13 protein-coding genes are annotated in these 16067 nt (G+C 66.7%); all 13 read left to right on the forward strand.

Annotated features, from left to right (window positions below):
* The first annotated feature begins 14 nt into the window (after nucleotides 1-14).
* The 13 genes from LQ955_RS17020 (at nucleotide 15) to LQ955_RS17080 (ending at nucleotide 16036) form a co-directional block, all read left to right on the forward strand.
* A complete protein-coding gene (locus LQ955_RS17020; protein WP_231025666.1) occupies nucleotides 15-1772 on the forward strand; it encodes a gamma-glutamyltransferase family protein in 1758 nt (585 codons plus the stop codon).
* Nucleotides 1773-1787: 15 nt separating this feature from the next.
* Nucleotides 1788-3182 (forward strand): amidohydrolase, encoded by a 1395-nt coding sequence (locus LQ955_RS17025; RefSeq protein ID WP_231025667.1) that lies wholly within the window; start codon nucleotides 1788-1790, stop codon nucleotides 3180-3182.
* A complete protein-coding gene (locus tag LQ955_RS17030; RefSeq protein ID WP_231025668.1) occupies nucleotides 3179-4633 on the forward strand; it encodes an amidase family protein in 1455 nt (484 codons plus the stop codon). The genes LQ955_RS17025 and LQ955_RS17030 overlap by 4 nt, the downstream gene beginning before the upstream one ends.
* 108 nt (nucleotides 4634-4741) lie before the next feature.
* Nucleotides 4742-5656, forward strand: coding sequence for an ABC transporter permease (locus tag LQ955_RS17035; protein WP_231025669.1), 915 nt, complete (start codon nucleotides 4742-4744; stop codon nucleotides 5654-5656).
* A 4-nt stretch (nucleotides 5657-5660) separates the two neighbouring features.
* Nucleotides 5661-6506 (forward strand): ABC transporter permease, encoded by an 846-nt coding sequence (locus tag LQ955_RS17040; RefSeq protein ID WP_231025670.1) that lies wholly within the window; start codon nucleotides 5661-5663, stop codon nucleotides 6504-6506.
* A complete protein-coding gene (locus tag LQ955_RS17045; RefSeq protein ID WP_231025671.1) occupies nucleotides 6503-7573 on the forward strand; it encodes an ABC transporter ATP-binding protein in 1071 nt (356 codons plus the stop codon). The genes LQ955_RS17040 and LQ955_RS17045 overlap by 4 nt, the downstream gene beginning before the upstream one ends.
* Nucleotides 7574-7585: 12 nt before the next feature.
* Nucleotides 7586-9040 (forward strand): aldehyde dehydrogenase family protein, encoded by a 1455-nt coding sequence (locus LQ955_RS17050; RefSeq protein WP_231025672.1) that lies wholly within the window; start codon nucleotides 7586-7588, stop codon nucleotides 9038-9040.
* 127 nt (nucleotides 9041-9167) lie between these two features.
* Nucleotides 9168-10283 (forward strand): extracellular solute-binding protein, encoded by a 1116-nt coding sequence (locus tag LQ955_RS17055; RefSeq protein WP_231025673.1) that lies wholly within the window; start codon nucleotides 9168-9170, stop codon nucleotides 10281-10283.
* A 15-nt stretch (nucleotides 10284-10298) separates the two neighbouring features.
* Nucleotides 10299-11933 (forward strand): amidohydrolase, encoded by a 1635-nt coding sequence (locus tag LQ955_RS17060; RefSeq protein ID WP_231025674.1) that lies wholly within the window; start codon nucleotides 10299-10301, stop codon nucleotides 11931-11933.
* A gap of 1 nt (nucleotide 11934) precedes the next feature.
* Complete coding sequence (locus LQ955_RS17065) at nucleotides 11935-13461, forward strand: GMC family oxidoreductase (protein ID WP_231025675.1); 1527 nt, start codon at nucleotides 11935-11937, stop codon at nucleotides 13459-13461.
* 49 nt (nucleotides 13462-13510) lie between these two features.
* Nucleotides 13511-14356, forward strand: a complete 846-nt coding sequence (locus LQ955_RS17070) for a class II glutamine amidotransferase (protein WP_231025676.1) — start codon at nucleotides 13511-13513, stop codon at nucleotides 14354-14356.
* Between the two features lie 102 nt (nucleotides 14357-14458).
* A complete protein-coding gene (locus tag LQ955_RS17075; protein ID WP_231025677.1) occupies nucleotides 14459-15412 on the forward strand; it encodes an intradiol ring-cleavage dioxygenase in 954 nt (317 codons plus the stop codon).
* A gap of 75 nt (nucleotides 15413-15487) precedes the next feature.
* Complete coding sequence (locus tag LQ955_RS17080; RefSeq protein ID WP_231025678.1) at nucleotides 15488-16036, forward strand: universal stress protein; 549 nt, start codon at nucleotides 15488-15490, stop codon at nucleotides 16034-16036.
* The last annotated feature ends 31 nt before the right edge of the window (nucleotides 16037-16067 follow it).

Raw genomic sequence — 16067 nt, forward strand, 5'->3', positions numbered from 1 at the left:
ATGTAGGATGAGGCATGACCGAATCGCCCGCCACTCACGAATGGTTAGCCCCGCGTAAGACGCTGTACGGCACGAAGCACGCCGTCTCATCGGGGCACTACCTGGCGTCGGCGGCCGCGTTCGCCATTCTCGAAGCGGGCGGCAACGCGGTCGATGCCGGATGCTGCGCGGGCATGGCGCTCGCAATTCTGCATGCCGATGAGGTCAACTTCGCGGGCGTGGCGCCCATCATGATCCGTCTCGCCGACGGCACCACGGTGAGCCTCGACGGGCTCGGCGTGTGGCCGGCGAGCATTCCGGCCGACCTGTTCATGACCGATTACGACGGAACCATTCCCACCGGCATCTTGCGCACGGTCGTGCCGGCGGCGCCCGACGCCTGGATCACGGCGCTACGCGATTACGGCACCCTGAGTTTCGCGCAGGTCGCCGAGGCGTCGATCCGGCTGGCCCGAGACGGGTTCGCGGCCTTCGAACTGCTGGTCGAGGGCATCTCGAAGCGGCACCGCGGGTATCGCAAATGGCCCGCCAACGAGGCCATCTACCTGCCGGGCGGCGAAGCACCGGCGATCGGGGATCGGTTCGTGCAGACCGACCTCGCCCGCAGCATCCAGCTGATGGCTGACGCGGAGACCGCCGTGCTTGCCGAGGCTCACGCTGACGGCGACGTGGATGCCCGGCTCGCCGGCCTCGAAGCGGCCCGCGCCGTGTTCTACGACGGCGAGCTCTCCGAGATGATCGTGAACTACCACGAGCAGAACGGCGGCTACCTCAGCCGCGACGATCTGAAGTCGTTCCGCAGTCGGTACGAGAAGGTCTACTCGACCACCTGGCGCGACCTCGAACTGCTGACCTGCGGGCCGTGGTGCCAGGGGCCGAGCCTCGCTCAGGCGCTGCTGATTCTGGAGGAGGTGGGGCTCGACGGGCTCGAACACAACAGCCCCGAATACATTCACACCGTGGTCGAGGCGCTCAAGGGCGTCTTCAGCGATCGGGAACATCTGTACGGCGACCCCGCCTTCGTCGACGTCGACATCGACCGGCTGCTGTCGACCGAGCACGCGGCGGCGCGCGCCGCACAGATCGACCCCGCACGCGCGAACCCGGGGCTGCCCGACCTCATCTTCGGTACGCCGCAACCGCTGCCGGAGCCGCAGTCGTACGACGAAATACCCATCGTCGGCGAGGGCGGCACCTCGTATGTCTGCGTGGTCGATCAGTGGGGCAACGCCTTCTCGGCGACACCGTCGGATGGAGCATCCACCTCTCCCGTCATCCCTGGAACCGGCTTCGTTCCGTCGTTGCGCGGGTTGCAGTCGCGGCCCGATCCGAAGCACCCGTCGGGTGTCGCCCCGGGCAAACGGCCGCGGCTCACGCCGAACCCGGCGATCGTCGTCACGGCCGACGGATCGGTGATGCCGTTCGGCTGCCCGGGCGGCGACATGCAGGTGCAGGCCATGCTGCAGGTGTTTCTCAACTACTTTCACTTCGGCATGGAGCTGCAAGAGGCCGTGAACGCGCCGCGATTCTCGACCTGGAGCTTTCCGAACTCGTTCGCCCCCTTCGACTATCTGCCCTCGCGGCTCATTCTCGAAGACCGTTTCGCCGACGAGACCATCGCCAGCCTCCAAGCCAAGGGGCACGACGTGCGACGCTGGCCGGCGTATACCCGAGAGGCAGCCGCTGTGGAGGCGATTCTGAAGAACGCTGCCACCGGATTTCTCGAAGCCGCCGCCGACCCGCGTCAGCCCGCCACCGCCTACGTCGCCTGAGCAGAAGGGCCTTTCATGCCTGTCGTCCCCGAATTCGACTCCACCCCCGCTGCCTACCGCATCGTGGCGGGAGCCGTGCGCACGATGAACCCCGAGCAGCCGACGGCCGCGGCCCTCGCGCTCCGAGGCGACCGCATCGTGGCGGTCGGCTCGCTGGCCGAGGCCACGGCGGCGTGCCCCGTCGGCACCCCGGTCGAAGACTTCGGCGACGCCACGATACTGCCGGGCTTCACCGACGCCCACCTGCACATGCAGCGCGGCGGTCTGAAGCTGCTGCTCGAGATGGGTGATGCCGAGCACAGCCTCGACGACTTCATCGCGGTGATGAACGAGACCGGGCTGAAGTCCAGCCCCGGTGACGACGTCGAACCGACGATGGATGCCCGGCTGACCGGCCTGCGCCGCATTCAGCCGTTGCTGCACTCGCTCGGTTTCACGGGCATCATCGACCCCGCGGCGACCGACCTCGAGCTCGCGGGCTACGAGCGCGCCTATGCCGAGGGTGTGCTCACGATGCGGGTTCTGGCCATGCCGTATCCGAACGTCGGAGACGCAGACAACCCCACGATCGACGCCGCCATCGAGCGATTGCGAGGGGTGGGCATCCGCACCGGTTTCGGCGACGATATGTTGCGCATCGGCGGCATCAAGATCTACTTCGACGGCGAGGGCATGAAGGGGGAGGCTTTGCTGCCCGAGCCGTGGCCGGAATCGGGCGAGGTCGGGGTGCAGCGTATTCCGACTGCTGACTTCGAGAAGCTCGTGGAGTTCTGCGCGGCCAACGGCTGGTCGGTCGGCGTGCACGCTGTCGGTGGCGCGGCAAGTGCCGCCGTGGTGCGAGCGTTCGAGAAGGCCGATGCGATCAGCCCCATCGCCGGGCGGCAGTGGCAGGTCATCCATGCCTATCTCGAGACGAGCGATGACACCATGACACGCGCGGCCGCGATCGGCGCCGTGGCCAGTGTTCAGGCGTCGATCGCGCTGCGCAATGCTGCGGGGCTGGTCGGCAAACTAGGCTCCCGAGCGGAGCGCGTGAACCCGCTCCGCTCGTGGATCGACTCCGGCGCCGTGGTGGCGCTGGGGTCGGACGGACCGTTTTTTCCGTTCGACCCGCGCGAACTCATGTGGTCGGCGATCACACGCCGCATGCGCGGCCGCGACGAGCAGTTCGCGCCCGACGAGGCCATCACCGCCGAAGAGGCGCTGCGCGGCTATACCGTGAACTCGGCGATCGCGGCGTTCGCGGGCGACCGGCGAGGCCGGCTCGTGCCGGGATGGCTCGCCGACTTCACCGTGAGCGACGCCGATCCGCTCGCGGTGGAGCCCGAGCAATTGCTCACCGCCCGCACCCTGCACACCACGGTCGGCGGCCGCACCGTGTTCACCGCGGCTACAGCACCGCGCTCGTGATCGACACCTCGGTCTGCGAGCTGTCTGCCGTCGATCAGGAGCGGGCGCTGCGGCGCGGCAGCATCACGGCCGTGGGTCTGATGGCGGCCTTTCTCGAGCGCATCGCGTGGCTGAACCCGGCGATCAACGCCATCGTCTCGCTCGACGTCGATCGGGCGATCGAGTCGGCAGAGAAGGCCGACGCCGCGGCGGCCGGCGGTGAACCGCTCGGCCTGCTGCACGGTCTGCCGCTGGCCGTGAAAGACCTCATGGATACCGCGGGCCTGCGCACCACGTACGGTTCGCCGATCTACGCAGACCACGTGCCGACGACAGACAGCCTGCTCGCCCAGCGACTGCGCGACGCCGGCGGTCTGATCATTGCAAAGACGAACGTGCCCGAATTCGGGGCCGGCTCGCACACCTTCAACCCGGTGTTCGGCGTCACGCGCAATCCGTACGACCTCGGCCGATCGGCCGGCGGCTCGAGCGGGGGAGCGGGGGCAGCGCTCGCGGCGCGCCTGCTGCCGGTCGCCGACGGCTCAGATCTCGGCGGTAGCATTCGCAACCCGGCCTCGTTCGCCAATCTGTTCGGTCTGCGCCCCACCGCCGGGCGCGTGGCGTCGGCCCGGCCCGGCAACGCTTACGACCCCGCTTCTGTGCTCGGGCCTCTCGCCCGCAGCGTCGAAGACCTCGCCCTGCTGTTCGATGCGATCGCCGGGCCAGATGATCGGGCACCGCTTTCGCTCGCCGACGAGCGGCCGTTCTCCGGCCGGCCCGCGATCAGCCTGCGGGGCGCGCGTGTCGCCTTCTCGTACGATGTCGGCGGGCTCCCGGTCGAGGCTTCGGTGCTTTCGGTGATGCAGCAGGTGCGCGTGCGCCTCGAGGCAGAAGGAGCCGAGGTCACCGACGTCGAGCTTCCGCTTGCCGACGCCGACTTCGTGTTCGAGACCTTTCGATCGCTCGAGTTCTTCGACGAGCACCGAGAACACCTCGCGCAGCACGCGCAGCTGGTGAAGCGGGCCGTGCGGGATGACGCGGGCTGGGGAGCAGCGCTGACGATAGACGACATCACCCGTGCCGGCACCGCACGCACCAGCTTGTATAGGGGAATGCAGACGCTTTTCGGCAGGTTCGACCTCGTGGTCGCCCCCACCTCGCAGGTGACCCCCTTCGACGCCGACATCGAATACCCGACCGAGATTGCAGGCCAAGCGCTCGACCGGTATTACGAATGGCAGCGCTCGTGCAGTCGAATCACCGCGACCGGCATGCCGGTGCTGGCGGCGCCGGGCGGATTCACCGACGACGGGCTGCCGGTGGGCATCCAGTTCGTCGGCCCTGCTCGCGCGGAAGCCAGGTTGATCGGGTACGGTGTCTCGTGGCAGCGGGCCATCGCCGACGTGCTGGCTCGAAAGCCCACCTTCAGAAGCGCACGGGCGAAGCGCCAGAACCCGCACAGTCAGCGTTAACGAGTACGAAACATCGCCGTAACGTTATCGGATCCAGAGTTATATAGATTGGATCCAAGTTGCGACGGGCCCGTCGCAACGAGACTCCCTCGAAGGAGGATAACTCTCGTGAGTGTCTCAGCTGCTGTGCTCCCCGAAGTGCTACCGCGTGCCGAGATCGAACCGCCCGTCGCCGGACCGACCCGTCGTCGGCTCGCACGTATTCCCGGTTCGAAGGCCGAGCGACGCTGGCTGCTCTGGCCGCCGCTGATCTTCTTCATCGTCGCCCTGCTGCTGCCGATGATCGCCCTGGTCGGCCAAGCGCTCAACGGTAAGAAGGGCAACGCCTTCGCCGAAGCGCTGTCGATGTCGTCGTTCACCGATGCCGTTGTGCGCACCGTGCTTCTCGCGGCGATCGTCACCGTCATCACAGTGATCGTCGGGTATGTCTACGCCATGGGTGTGGCGACCGCGCCGAACTGGCTGAAGGCCGTTCTGATGGCGGGGCTGCTGCTGTCGCTCTGGACCTCGATCATGGTGCGTTCGTTCGGCTGGATGCTCATCGAGTTGCCTAAGGGCGCCATCTACTGGTTCATGGGCCTGTTCGGTCTGGCCGACAAGCCGCTCGAGCTCTACCAGACGACCTTGGCGATGTACCCGGCCATGGTCGCCGTGATGCTGCCGTTCGCGGTGCTTCCTCTGCTCTCTGCCATCAACGGACTCGACCGCGAGCAGCTGAACGCCGCCACCGTCTTCGGTGCCGGCCCGCTGCTGACTTTTCGCAAGGTGATTCTGCCCTCGGTCGCACCGGCCGCCATCAGCGGCGGAGTACTCGTCTTCGTAATGTCGCTCGGCTTCTACGTCACGCCGCTGCTGCTGGGCGGGCCGAAGAACATGACCGTTTCGGTGATCATCAACACTCAGCTCAACACGGCGAATCGGCCAGACCTGGCAGCGGCCATGAGCATCTTGCTCGTGGGCGGAACGATCGTGATCTACCTGATCGCCGACAAGTTGTTCAACGTGAGCGAGAAGTGGGGCTGAGCCGATGACCGATGTTTCTCTGCGGCGGGCGATCGGCCCGTTCCGCTCGCCCCTCTTGATTCTCGCGATTCTCGCGAGCCTGCTGTTTTTCATTCCTTTCTTCGTCGTCATCGCTACCTCGTGGACGAGCGGGTCGTTCCTGCTGTTTCCGCCCACGGGCTTCTCGCTGCAGTGGTACGAATCGGTGATCGGCGACAAGCTCTGGACCGACCCGTTCAAGCTGTCGCTACTGGTCTCGCTCATCTCGACGGTCATCGCCGTCGTACTCGGCACCCTCGGTGCCCTCGCACTGCGGCGCATCCGAAGCCGAACCGGTGCCCGGCTGCTTCGCACCATGTTCATCGTGCCGATGGCGCTGCCGCCCGTCGCGTACGCCGTCGGCCTCTACTCGGTCAACAGCACTGTGCGTATCTTCAAGCCCACCCTGACCGCGATGATCGTCGGCGAGGCGTTGCTCGTCATGCCGTACGTCTTCGTTCTGGTCTCGACCGCGCTCGGCAACAGCGACCCCGCTCTGCGGCCGGCGGCCGCCACGCTCGGTGCATCGTGGCCGTTGATTCTGTGGCGGGTCGAACTGCCCCCGGTGCTGCCGAACATTCTCGCCGGCGCCGTCTTCGCGTTCAGCGTCGCCTTCGACGAAGTCGTGCTGCCGGTGTTCCTCACGCCGGTGGGTCAGGTCACTCTGCCGCTCAAGATGCTCACCGCATCACAAGAGGCATTCTCGCCACAGCTCACGGCGGCCTCGACCCTCATTTCGCTGCTCGCCCTGATCGTGCTGGGCGGCGTGAACCTGTTCTCCAACCGACGTGCCCGACGGGCACGCGCTAGCGCAAAGGCGAAACTCGCATGACCGTCGCTCTCTCGATTCAGGATGTTCGGGTCACCCTCGGCCACAACGAGATACTCAAGGGTGTCAGCCTCGATGCTGCGCCCGGCGAGTTCGTCACGCTGCTGGGCGCGAGCGGCAGCGGCAAGTCGACGTTGCTCAACGTCATCGCCGGGCTTCAGGCGGTGAACGGCGGGCACGTCACGTTCGACAGCAAGAACGTCGAGAAGATGCCGCCGCGCAAGCGCAAGGTCGGCGTGGTGTTTCAGTCGTATGCGCTCTTTCCGCACATGACCGTCGGTGAGAACATCGGTTTTCCGCTGCTGGCGGCCAAACGCCCGGCCGCCGAACGGCGTCGGGTCGCGCAAGAGATGCTCGACCTCGTGCAACTCTCGCCGATGATCGACCGCGAGCCTGCTTCGCTCTCGGGCGGCCAGCGTCAGCGCGTCGCGCTGGCCCGTGCGCTCGCGTCGAACCCGGGCATCCTGTTGCTCGACGAGCCGATGGCCGCACTCGACAAGCAGTTGCGCGAGCAGATGCAGGTCGAGATCAAGCGCATTCAGCAGCAGGTCGGCATCACCACCCTGTCGGTGACGCACGACCAGGCCGAGGCGATGACCATGTCAGACCGGGTCGCCATTATGCACGAGGGCCAATTCGTGCAGGTCGATACTCCGGAAGACCTCTATCGTAAGCCGATCAATATCTACGTCGCCGGCTTCTTGGGGGAGGCGAACCTGTTCCCCACGGTCGGCCGCGATCTGCTGCCCGATGGAGTGCGTGCCGGCCAGACGGGCACCGCGGTCATCCGGCCCGAAGACCTGGCCGTCATCGACTCCGGTGTGTCGACCAGCCGCTGGGTGGTCGAAGGCCAGCTGCGCATCCTGAGTTTTCAGGGCAACCGATTCCGCCTCGAGCTCACCACTCCGAGCGGAAACCGCATCGTCTGCTCGCTTCCGCCGCACGCCGACGTGACCGGTCTCGTGCCCGGTTCGACCGTTCGGCTCGGCTGCGTCGACCCCGACCGCATCCACATCATCTCCACCACCGAAACCCGCGAGATCGTGCCCGCTCTGGAGCACGCCGCATAACAAAGGAACATCATGCGCAACACCCTTCCCGCCTTGGCCGACGCCCAGCAGCTGTTCATCGACGGGAGGTGGGTGCAGGCGGAGGGCCGTGAGCTCTTCGATGTCATCGATCCGGCGACCGAAGCGCTGCTGACTCAGGCGGTTCAGGCGACGGCCGCGGACGTCGACGCGGCCGTCGCCGCCGCTCACCGTGCGTTCGTCGATCGGCGCTGGAGCGGGCTGGCTCCCGTCGACCGCTCACGCATCATGACGCGTATCGCCGACCTGATCGAGCTGAACGTCGAAGAGCTCGCCGTTCTCGAAACCAGAGACAACGGCAAGCCCATCGAACGCTCGCGGGCCGACACGCAGAACGCAGCCAACGCGTTCCGCTACTTCGCGGGTGCACCGAGCCGACTGGTCGGCAAAGTGATTCCCATCGACGGCGGCGCGAACCTCGCCCACACGCTCATCGAGCCCGTGGGTGTTGCGGCGCTGATTCTGCCCTGGAACTTTCCCATCATGACGGGCAGCTTCAAGATCGCGCCCGCTTTGGCCGCCGGATGCCCCGTGGTGGTCAAACCCGCCGAACAGACTCCGCTCACCATGCTGCGGCTGGCGCAACTGATCAGCGAGGCGGGAGTTCCCGACGGGGTGTTCAACGTGCTGACGGGTGACGGTCGCGTGGGCGCGGCGCTCACCGAGCATCCGGATGTCGCGAAGATCTCGTTCACCGGATCGACGCTGGTCGGCGGCATCGTGGCGCAGGCGGCGGCGAAGTCGTTCAAGCGCGTCACGCTCGAACTCGGCGGCAAGAGCCCGAACATCATCTTCGCCGATGCCGATCTCGACTTCGCCGTCGCCACCGCCATGCGGGCCTCGTTCGGCCACTCCGGTCAGATGTGCACGGCGGGCAGTCGCCTGCTGGTTCAGCGCTCGGTTCTCGAGGAGGTCACCGCGCGGCTGAAGACGGCCGTCTCGAACGTGCGCATGGGCGACGGGCTCGCTGGTGGCATCTCGGTCGGCCCTCTTGTGTCAGAAGAGCAGCGCCAGCAGGTGCTCGGGTACATCGAGGCGGGCAAGTCTGACGGCGCGACGCTGGTCGTCGGCGGAGAGGCGCCGGAAGGGCCGGGGTATTACGTTCAGCCGACTCTGTTCACCGGAGTGCGCAACGACATGGTGATCGCCCAGGAGGAGATCTTCGGGCCGGTCGTCGGCGTCATTCCGTTCGACGACGAGGCCGACGCCGTTCGCATCGCCAACGACACCCGCTACGGGCTCGCTGCGGCGGTCTGGACGACGGATCTCGCCCGCGCTCATCGCATGGCCGCCGCGATTCGCGTGGGCACCGTGTGGATCAACACGTACAACATCTTCGATGCCGCGCTGCCCTTCGGCGGAGTCAAAGAATCGGGCCTGGGGCGCGACCTCGGTGACGACGCGCTGCTCGCGTTCACGGAAACAAAGGGCGTCGTTATCGCTTTGTAATACAGATTTGTTCAAAACGGATCCATAAATTGGACTTAGGATCCCAAACCCAATAATGTGGATCCAAATTGTTCAAGTGACAATCCGCGGCCACACCTGCGCCGCGATAACCCGGGAAAGGGACGCCATGCCTGCAGCATTCGTACGCACCACCCGCACCACAGCCCGACGCCGCCGGCGCGGGATCGTCGCCGCCGCGATTTTCGCGGTCGGCGCCCTCGCTTTGTCTGCCTGTTCGAGCGACGGTAACGCGGCGGTCTCTACCGCAGCCGGTTCGTCGAGCGCGGCCGCCCTCAGCGGCCAGGTCGTCTGGGCCGACTACGGCGGACCGACGAACAAGGCGCGCTACACCTCGTACTTCGACGACTTCACCGCTTCGACCGGAGTGTCCGTCACGTCGGAGGTGATCAACGACGCCACGATGAACACCATGCTCACCGGCGGCGAGGGTGAATACGACGCCATGCACGTGGGCCTCGACAGCGTTTACAAGTACCAAGACAACCTGCAGCAATTGCCTGCCGGTACAACGCTCGACGACGCTATTCCCTCTGACATCAACCAGTACGCCTTCGGCACCTTCATCGTCGGTCACGCTCAGGGGTACCTGACCAGCACCTTCCCGAACGGCGGCCCGAAGACCTGGGCGGACTTCTTCGACACCAAGAAGTTCCCCGGAAAGCGCGCGTGGCCGGGCAGCCCCGGCAGCTACGACAGCACGTGTGAAGTTGCACTGCTCGCCGACGGCGTGGCGCCGGCCGACCTCTACCCGCTCGACCTCGCTCGTTGTGACAAGAAGATGGACACGATCAAGGACGACATGGTGTTCTACACCTCGTACCCCGAGATCCAGACCCTGCTCGCCTCAGGCACCGCTGCGATCGCGATGGGCCCGAGCGGCCAGTTCGCGGCACTGCGCAACTCCGGTCAAGATGTGACCGTTTCGTGGGATCAGGCCATCGCCTCACCGAACACCATCACCATTCCGAAGACCGCGCCCGACAAGGCCAACATCTTCGCTCTGGCGCAGGCGATGAGCGACCCGAAGGCGCAAGCTGCCTTCGCGAAGCTCACGAACTACGGCCCCGGAAACACGAAGGCGTTCGACTACATGGATCAAACGACGAAAGACAACGTCGTGAACTCTCCGTCGCACACGAACATCGTGTTCCAGAATTCCAAAGCGAGAGCGGCCCAGACCGACGAACTGCTGGCGAATTACACCAAGTGGCTCGGCCAGTAGCACCACGCTGAACACATGCCCTCGACACCTCCCTCCGAAGACGAACTGACCCTGGTTCTCGGGTCGATCAGAACGCAAGACCCTGATCGGCCCCAGGCCTCGGCCATGCTCGTCCGCGGTGACCGGATCGTCGCGATCGGCTCTCTCGCCGACGTGGCCCCGGCAGGTGTCGAGGGCATTCGTGTGCACCACGCCATCGGTACCGTGGTGCCCGGATTCATCGACTCGCACGTGCACACCATGATCGTCGGGCTCGAACGGCGCCGGCTCACGGTTTCGGAGGCCGGCTCGATCGCCGAGGTGGTCGAACTCATTCGTCTTTACCTCGCGGCGAATCCCGATCTCGACTGGGCCGTGATCGGCGCACACTTTCACGAAGAAGACCTCGCCGACGGTCGACTGCCGAACCGCCACGATCTCGACGCGGTGTCGGGAGGTGTCGCGCTCTATCTCGACCGGCGCACCCACGACGCCATCGTCAACACTGAGGCGCTGCGCCGTGCCGGGATCACGGCCGAGACGCCCGACCCGGAAGGCGCCTCGATCGAGCGGGAGGCCGACGGGCATCCGTCGGGCATCTTGATCGAACGACCGGCCGCCGACCTGGTCTTCTCGCAGATTCCTGCCCTCACACCGGAGGAGATGCGGGTAGCGCTTCTCGAGGCGCAGAGCTATCTGCATTCGCTCGGCATCGTCGGCGCCAGCGAGCCGGGGCTGGTAGCTGCCGAGATCGCTGCCTACCAGAACCTGTGGGCCGAAGGGCTGCTGTCACTGCGCACGATGGCCATGCCGCTCGGCGACACCTCTCTTGCGCCGGACACGTTCATGGACGGTCTCGAGGGCCTCGGTGTACGAACCGGTTTCGGCGACGAGACGTTGAAGGTCGGCCCGCTCAAGATCTACCTCGACGGCACGGGTGGCTTCAGCACGGCGCTCCTCTCGCGCGACTGGCCCGGGCTCCCCGGTTATCACGGCACTCAGGTATGCCCGCCAGAGACGTTTCGGGGCCTCGTCGACCGGTGCGCCGCCGGAGGCTGGTCGGTTGCGGTGCATGCCGTCGGTGACGAAGCCGTGCGTTTCGCCCTCGAGTGTTTCGCCGAGGCCGACAAGCGCCGGCCGATCGCGCCCTTGCGATTCTCGATCATGCACGGCTATCTCTGGCCCAGCCACGAGAGCATGGCCGAAGCTGCGCGGCTCGGTGTGACCCTGTCGACACAACCCGCCATGCAGTGGCGGGTCGGCGCGGGCATCCAGCACCGGTTCGGCCAGATCGCCGAAGACACCGCGCCGCTTCGCGACTGGTTCGACGCCGGCGTCGAGGTGGCCGCCGGCTCTGACGGCCCCGATTTTCTGATGGCGCCGCTCTTCGGTATGTGGCAGGCCAGGTCGCGTCGGGTGCGCGGGCTGGATGCTCCGCTCGGCCCCGCGCAGGCGGTGACGGCCGAAGAGGCTTTCGCCATGTACACGACTTCGGGCGCACGTTATGCGTACGCCGAAAACTCCCGGGGGCGCTTGGCACCCGGATACCTCGCCGACTGGGTCGAGCTCGCGCTCGACCCGGTGACGGCCACACTAGACGAACTCGAAGAGAAGAAGGAGCATGCCGTGAAGCGGACTGTTGTGGGCGGACGTGTTGTTTATGGCCAGTGAGATGAGCGAGCCCGTGCTGCCGGCCGAAGCCGAGTACATCGTCATCGGGGGTGGAACCGCCGGTAACGTGGTCGCCGCGCGACTGGCCGACGACGGCGCCGACGTGCTGGTGCTGGAGGCCGGCCCCGATTTCGGCCCGTTCGGTTCGGCCGACTGGCCCGCCGATATTCTCGACGCCACCCGCCTCGGCCACAGCAACGACTGGGGCTACGATTCGGGCGATACCCTGCCCGAGAAGGTCGCCTTCGAGCGGGCCCGCGCCATCGGCGGAAGCTCGGACTTCAACGGAACCACTCAGACCTGGGGCCACCGGCTCGACTACGACGGCTGGGCGGCCGCCGGAAACGACGGCTGGTCGAGCGACGACCTCACGCCGCTGTTCGACGAGGGCACTCGAAAGATGCGGGTGAAGCGGTACACGGCCGCCGAACTCACGCCGTGGCAGTACGCCTGGTACGACGGAGGCACCGAGATCGGGCTGCCGAAGCTCGAGACGCTCAACAACCTCGACGAGACGGTCGGATTCGCCCCCGAAGACAACAACATCGTCGACGGAATCCGGTACAACACCGCGTTCGCGTACCTCGATCCGGTGCGGGCGCTGCCGAACATCCGCATCGTCGGTGAGGCCCACGTCGCCCGCGTGCTCATCGAACACGGCGCGGTCGTCGGCGTCGAAGTGCACTGGCGTGGTGACGTTCACATCGTGCGTTCGAACAAGGTCGTCGTCGCGGGCGGGGCGTACAACTCGCCGCAGGTGCTGCAGCGTTCAGGCCTCGGGCCGGCGGCGGTGTTGAGCGGGTTCGAAATCCCGGTCATCCAGCAGCTGGCGGGCGTCGGCGAGAACCTTCACGATCAGCCGTTCGCGCTGATGAGCTGGGCGGGCAGCGACCGTATGGAGGCCGACATGCAGAAGCTGCGTGACACCGGCTGGGCGCCCGACGAGCAGGCCATGGCCAAGGCTGCGTCGAGCTTCGATCCCGACGTGTTCGACATGCACTTTCTGCCCTACAGCCCGAGCCACCTCTTCAACCGCAAACGCTGGAGCTGCGGCGTCGGGGCGCTGCTGCCGGAGTCTCGCGGCTACGTGCGCATCACGAGCCGCGACCCCGAGGCGAAACCCGTGATCGATCACCGCTTTCTGAGCGACCCCGAGGGTCAGGATGCCCGCGTGCTCGCCGAGGGAATGCAGCAGTTGCGCGCCATCGCCGGAGCCCCGCGGAATGCCGCACTGTTCGGTGCGGAGATCTATCCGGGCCCGGAGGTGGGCAGCTACGAGGCGCTCGTCGCCCACGTGAATGCGAACCCCGACAACTACTGGCACCCGGTGGGCACCTGCAAGATGGGGCCGGCGAGCGACCCGACGGCTGTCGTCGACAACCGCGGAAAGGTACACGGCATCGAAGGGTGCTGGGTGGCCGACGCGTCGATCATGCCGCGCATTCCCCGCGCGACGACCGCGATGCCGGTCGTCGTCATCGGTGAACGGATCGCCGCCTTTCTGCTCGAAGATCGGAAGGCGCGCTGACGAGCCCTGATGGCGCGGGCGGCTGACCGTGTCGAGAATGCTCGCCGTCGTGAGCGCCGAGCCCCTCGGGCTCGAGGCGGCGGTCGGGCCGCAGATCGCCCATGACTTCGAGGCGCTTTCGGCACTGCACGCCGACGGCTGGGGTGAGGCGTGGCTCAGTGACGACACGCCCCCCGGCGTGCGGGGCCGAGTTCGGCTCGACCGCTACGCCGACCGGTCTGCCGACCGCTCTGCCGGTCTGCCGACGGGTTGCGCCGCCGATCGTTCTGCCGCCGGCGACGGGCCCGCGAGCCGGGCCCGGCTGCTGTACCTGCGCTTCGCCAGTCGTGGGTCTGCCGTCGAGCGGGCGAACGTTCAGCCCTTCGTCGCGTCTGGGCTGGCCTTCGCTCACAACGGCGCCCTGCCGCGACCGGATGCCCTGCGAAAGTTGCTCACCCCCGAAAGCAGCGCCGGCCTGACGGGTACGACCGACAGCGAGCTGTACTTCGCGCGGCTCCGAGAGCACGTGGCTCGCGGCGACGGCGCTCGAGCTGCTCTCGCCGCGGCGATCAGGCAAACGGTCGCTGAGCTGCGTGGGCTCTACCCCGAGGCCTGCCTCAATACGATGCTGCTCTCACCCGACGCCCTCTTCGTGGTGCAGTCGGCCGGCTCTGTTCCCGTGCCCCTGGGGGCCTTCGCCGCTCGCGGCGCGGCCGGCGAGAGCCTGCCACCCGAGCACGACCACCGCTACAACAGGCTGGCGTGGTGTCGACGCCCGCCCGCTGGGCCGACTCGTACCGGCTCTGTGGTGGTGGCGACGGCGGGCGTGAACACGCAACGCTGGCTCCATTTCACCGAGAACACCGTCACGGTCTTTCCGTTCGATCAGAGCGAGCCACGCACCTCCGACCTCTGACGGCCCTTTTCGCTTTCATTGGAAGCTCAAAGAATGTGCCAAGTGCGCAGATAGCCGGGTGGGGTGTTCTGGGTAGACGCGATTCTGAGAAGAGGTACAGAAATGTCCGAACGAAACCGACCCGGCCCGGCCGAACCCGAGCAGCGCGACGACGCCGAGCAGCGCGACGACGCCGAGTGGCGCGACGCCGACGGCAACGAGATCGATGAAGACGACCGGGGTCTCGTCTACGACATCCGCACCCTCGTGAACCGGCGCCGGGCTCTCGGCCTCTTCGGCGGAGTCGCGATGGTTTCGCTGCTCGCGGCGTGCGCCACCGATTCGTCGTCGGCGAGCTCGACCGGCGCAGCCACAGCCACGGGCACGGCGACGGCGACGCCGACGCCGAGTGCGTCGAGCTCGGCGAGTGCGAGCGCCACTGCGACCGCCGATCTCACCGAGGTGCCCGATGAGACGGCCGGTCCGTACCCGGGTGACGGGTCGAACGGCGTGAACGTGCTCGACGATTCGGGAATCGTGCGCAGCGACATCCGCTCGAGTTTCGGGTCGTCGACGACGACCGCCCCGGGGGTGCCGCTGAACATCCAGCTGACCGTGCGCGACGTCTCCACCGGCAACGCCCTCGCGGGTGCGGCCGTGTATCTCTGGCACTGCAACCGTGACGGGGAGTATTCGCTCTACGGCTCGGGAGTCACGAACGAGAACTATTTGCGTGGCGTGCAGCAGGTCGATGCGAACGGAACCGTGACCTTCACCTCGATCTACCCGGCCGCCTACTCGGGGCGCTGGCCGCACATCCACTTCGAGGTGTACAAAGACGTCGCAACGGCGGTGGCCTCGGGGCCCATCGTCAAGACCTCGCAGATCGCGATGCCCAAAGAGGCCTGCGACCTGGTCTACGCGACGACAGGATACGAGCAGAGCGTGCGCAACCTGGCCTCGACCAGTCTCGCGAGCGACAACGTCTTCGGCAACGACAGCGGTATCCACCAGATCGCGAGCATGTCAGGATCGGTCGCCGCCGGCTATACGGCAGCTCTCACCATCGGGGTGTGACCGAGGCCTCGTCTGTGCGAACTGCCCCTTGTACCGGGCGGATGCGCGTGACAGGCTCGCATCAGAAGGAACACCATGAACGCTTCACTCTCGCCCGACGCTGCGGCAGACGGCGGTGCATCCAGTGCACCTGTGATCGTCGTGGGAGTCTCGCCGCACGTGCCGAATGCTGTGCTGGAACAGGCCGTCGTGTTCGCGGCGCACTTCGCAGCGATTCTGGTCTTCGTTTACGTCGATGCGGGCCGTTACGTCGTCGCGGTCGGTGCTGACGGCGTCGAACTCACCGAGCCGATCGACCCCGACCTCGGTGACGACGAGGCGCAGGGTTTTCCTGCCGAGTTACGCGTTCGTCTCGAGAAGAGTTGCGCCGACGCCGGCCTGCCGTGGCGAACGGCCGTGTCTGCGGGTGACCCTGCCGACGCGCTCGACCGCGCCGCGCAGGCACTGGATGCGGTTGCGATCGTGGTGGGAACGCACCGCGCCAGCATGCGGTCGACCGTGGCCGAGTTCTTCACCGGCTCGGTCGCCGTGCACCTCGCCCACCGGCAGGCTCGCCCGGTGATCGTGGTTCCCGTGGTGGTCGCGGCGTCGAACGACGCGCTTCCGTGGGTGACCGAGGGGTGACCGAGTTCTGATCTGCTCCGGCCATCCGGGC

This window comes from Subtercola endophyticus (assembly GCF_021044565.1).
Lineage (GTDB): Bacteria > Actinomycetota > Actinomycetes > Actinomycetales > Microbacteriaceae > Subtercola > Subtercola endophyticus.

Bases quoted from the DNA above. Each gene is read 5' to 3' on its own strand.
- LQ955_RS17020 (WP_231025666.1), top strand. From the start codon at position 15: ATGACCGAATCGCCCGCCACTCACGAATGGTTAGCCCCGCGTAAGACG.
- LQ955_RS17025 (WP_231025667.1), top strand. From the start codon at position 1,788: ATGCCTGTCGTCCCCGAATTCGACTCCACCCCCGCTGCCTACCGCATC.
- LQ955_RS17040 (WP_231025670.1), top strand. From the start codon at position 5,661: ATGACCGATGTTTCTCTGCGGCGGGCGATCGGCCCGTTCCGCTCGCCC.
- LQ955_RS17045 (WP_231025671.1), top strand. From the start codon at position 6,503: ATGACCGTCGCTCTCTCGATTCAGGATGTTCGGGTCACCCTCGGCCAC.
- LQ955_RS17050 (WP_231025672.1), top strand. From the start codon at position 7,586: ATGCGCAACACCCTTCCCGCCTTGGCCGACGCCCAGCAGCTGTTCATC.
- LQ955_RS17055 (WP_231025673.1), top strand. From the start codon at position 9,168: ATGCCTGCAGCATTCGTACGCACCACCCGCACCACAGCCCGACGCCGC.
- LQ955_RS17060 (WP_231025674.1), top strand. From the start codon at position 10,299: ATGCCCTCGACACCTCCCTCCGAAGACGAACTGACCCTGGTTCTCGGG.
- LQ955_RS17065 (WP_231025675.1), top strand. From the start codon at position 11,935: ATGAGCGAGCCCGTGCTGCCGGCCGAAGCCGAGTACATCGTCATCGGG.
- LQ955_RS17075 (WP_231025677.1), top strand. From the start codon at position 14,459: ATGTCCGAACGAAACCGACCCGGCCCGGCCGAACCCGAGCAGCGCGAC.
- LQ955_RS17080 (WP_231025678.1), top strand. From the start codon at position 15,488: ATGAACGCTTCACTCTCGCCCGACGCTGCGGCAGACGGCGGTGCATCC.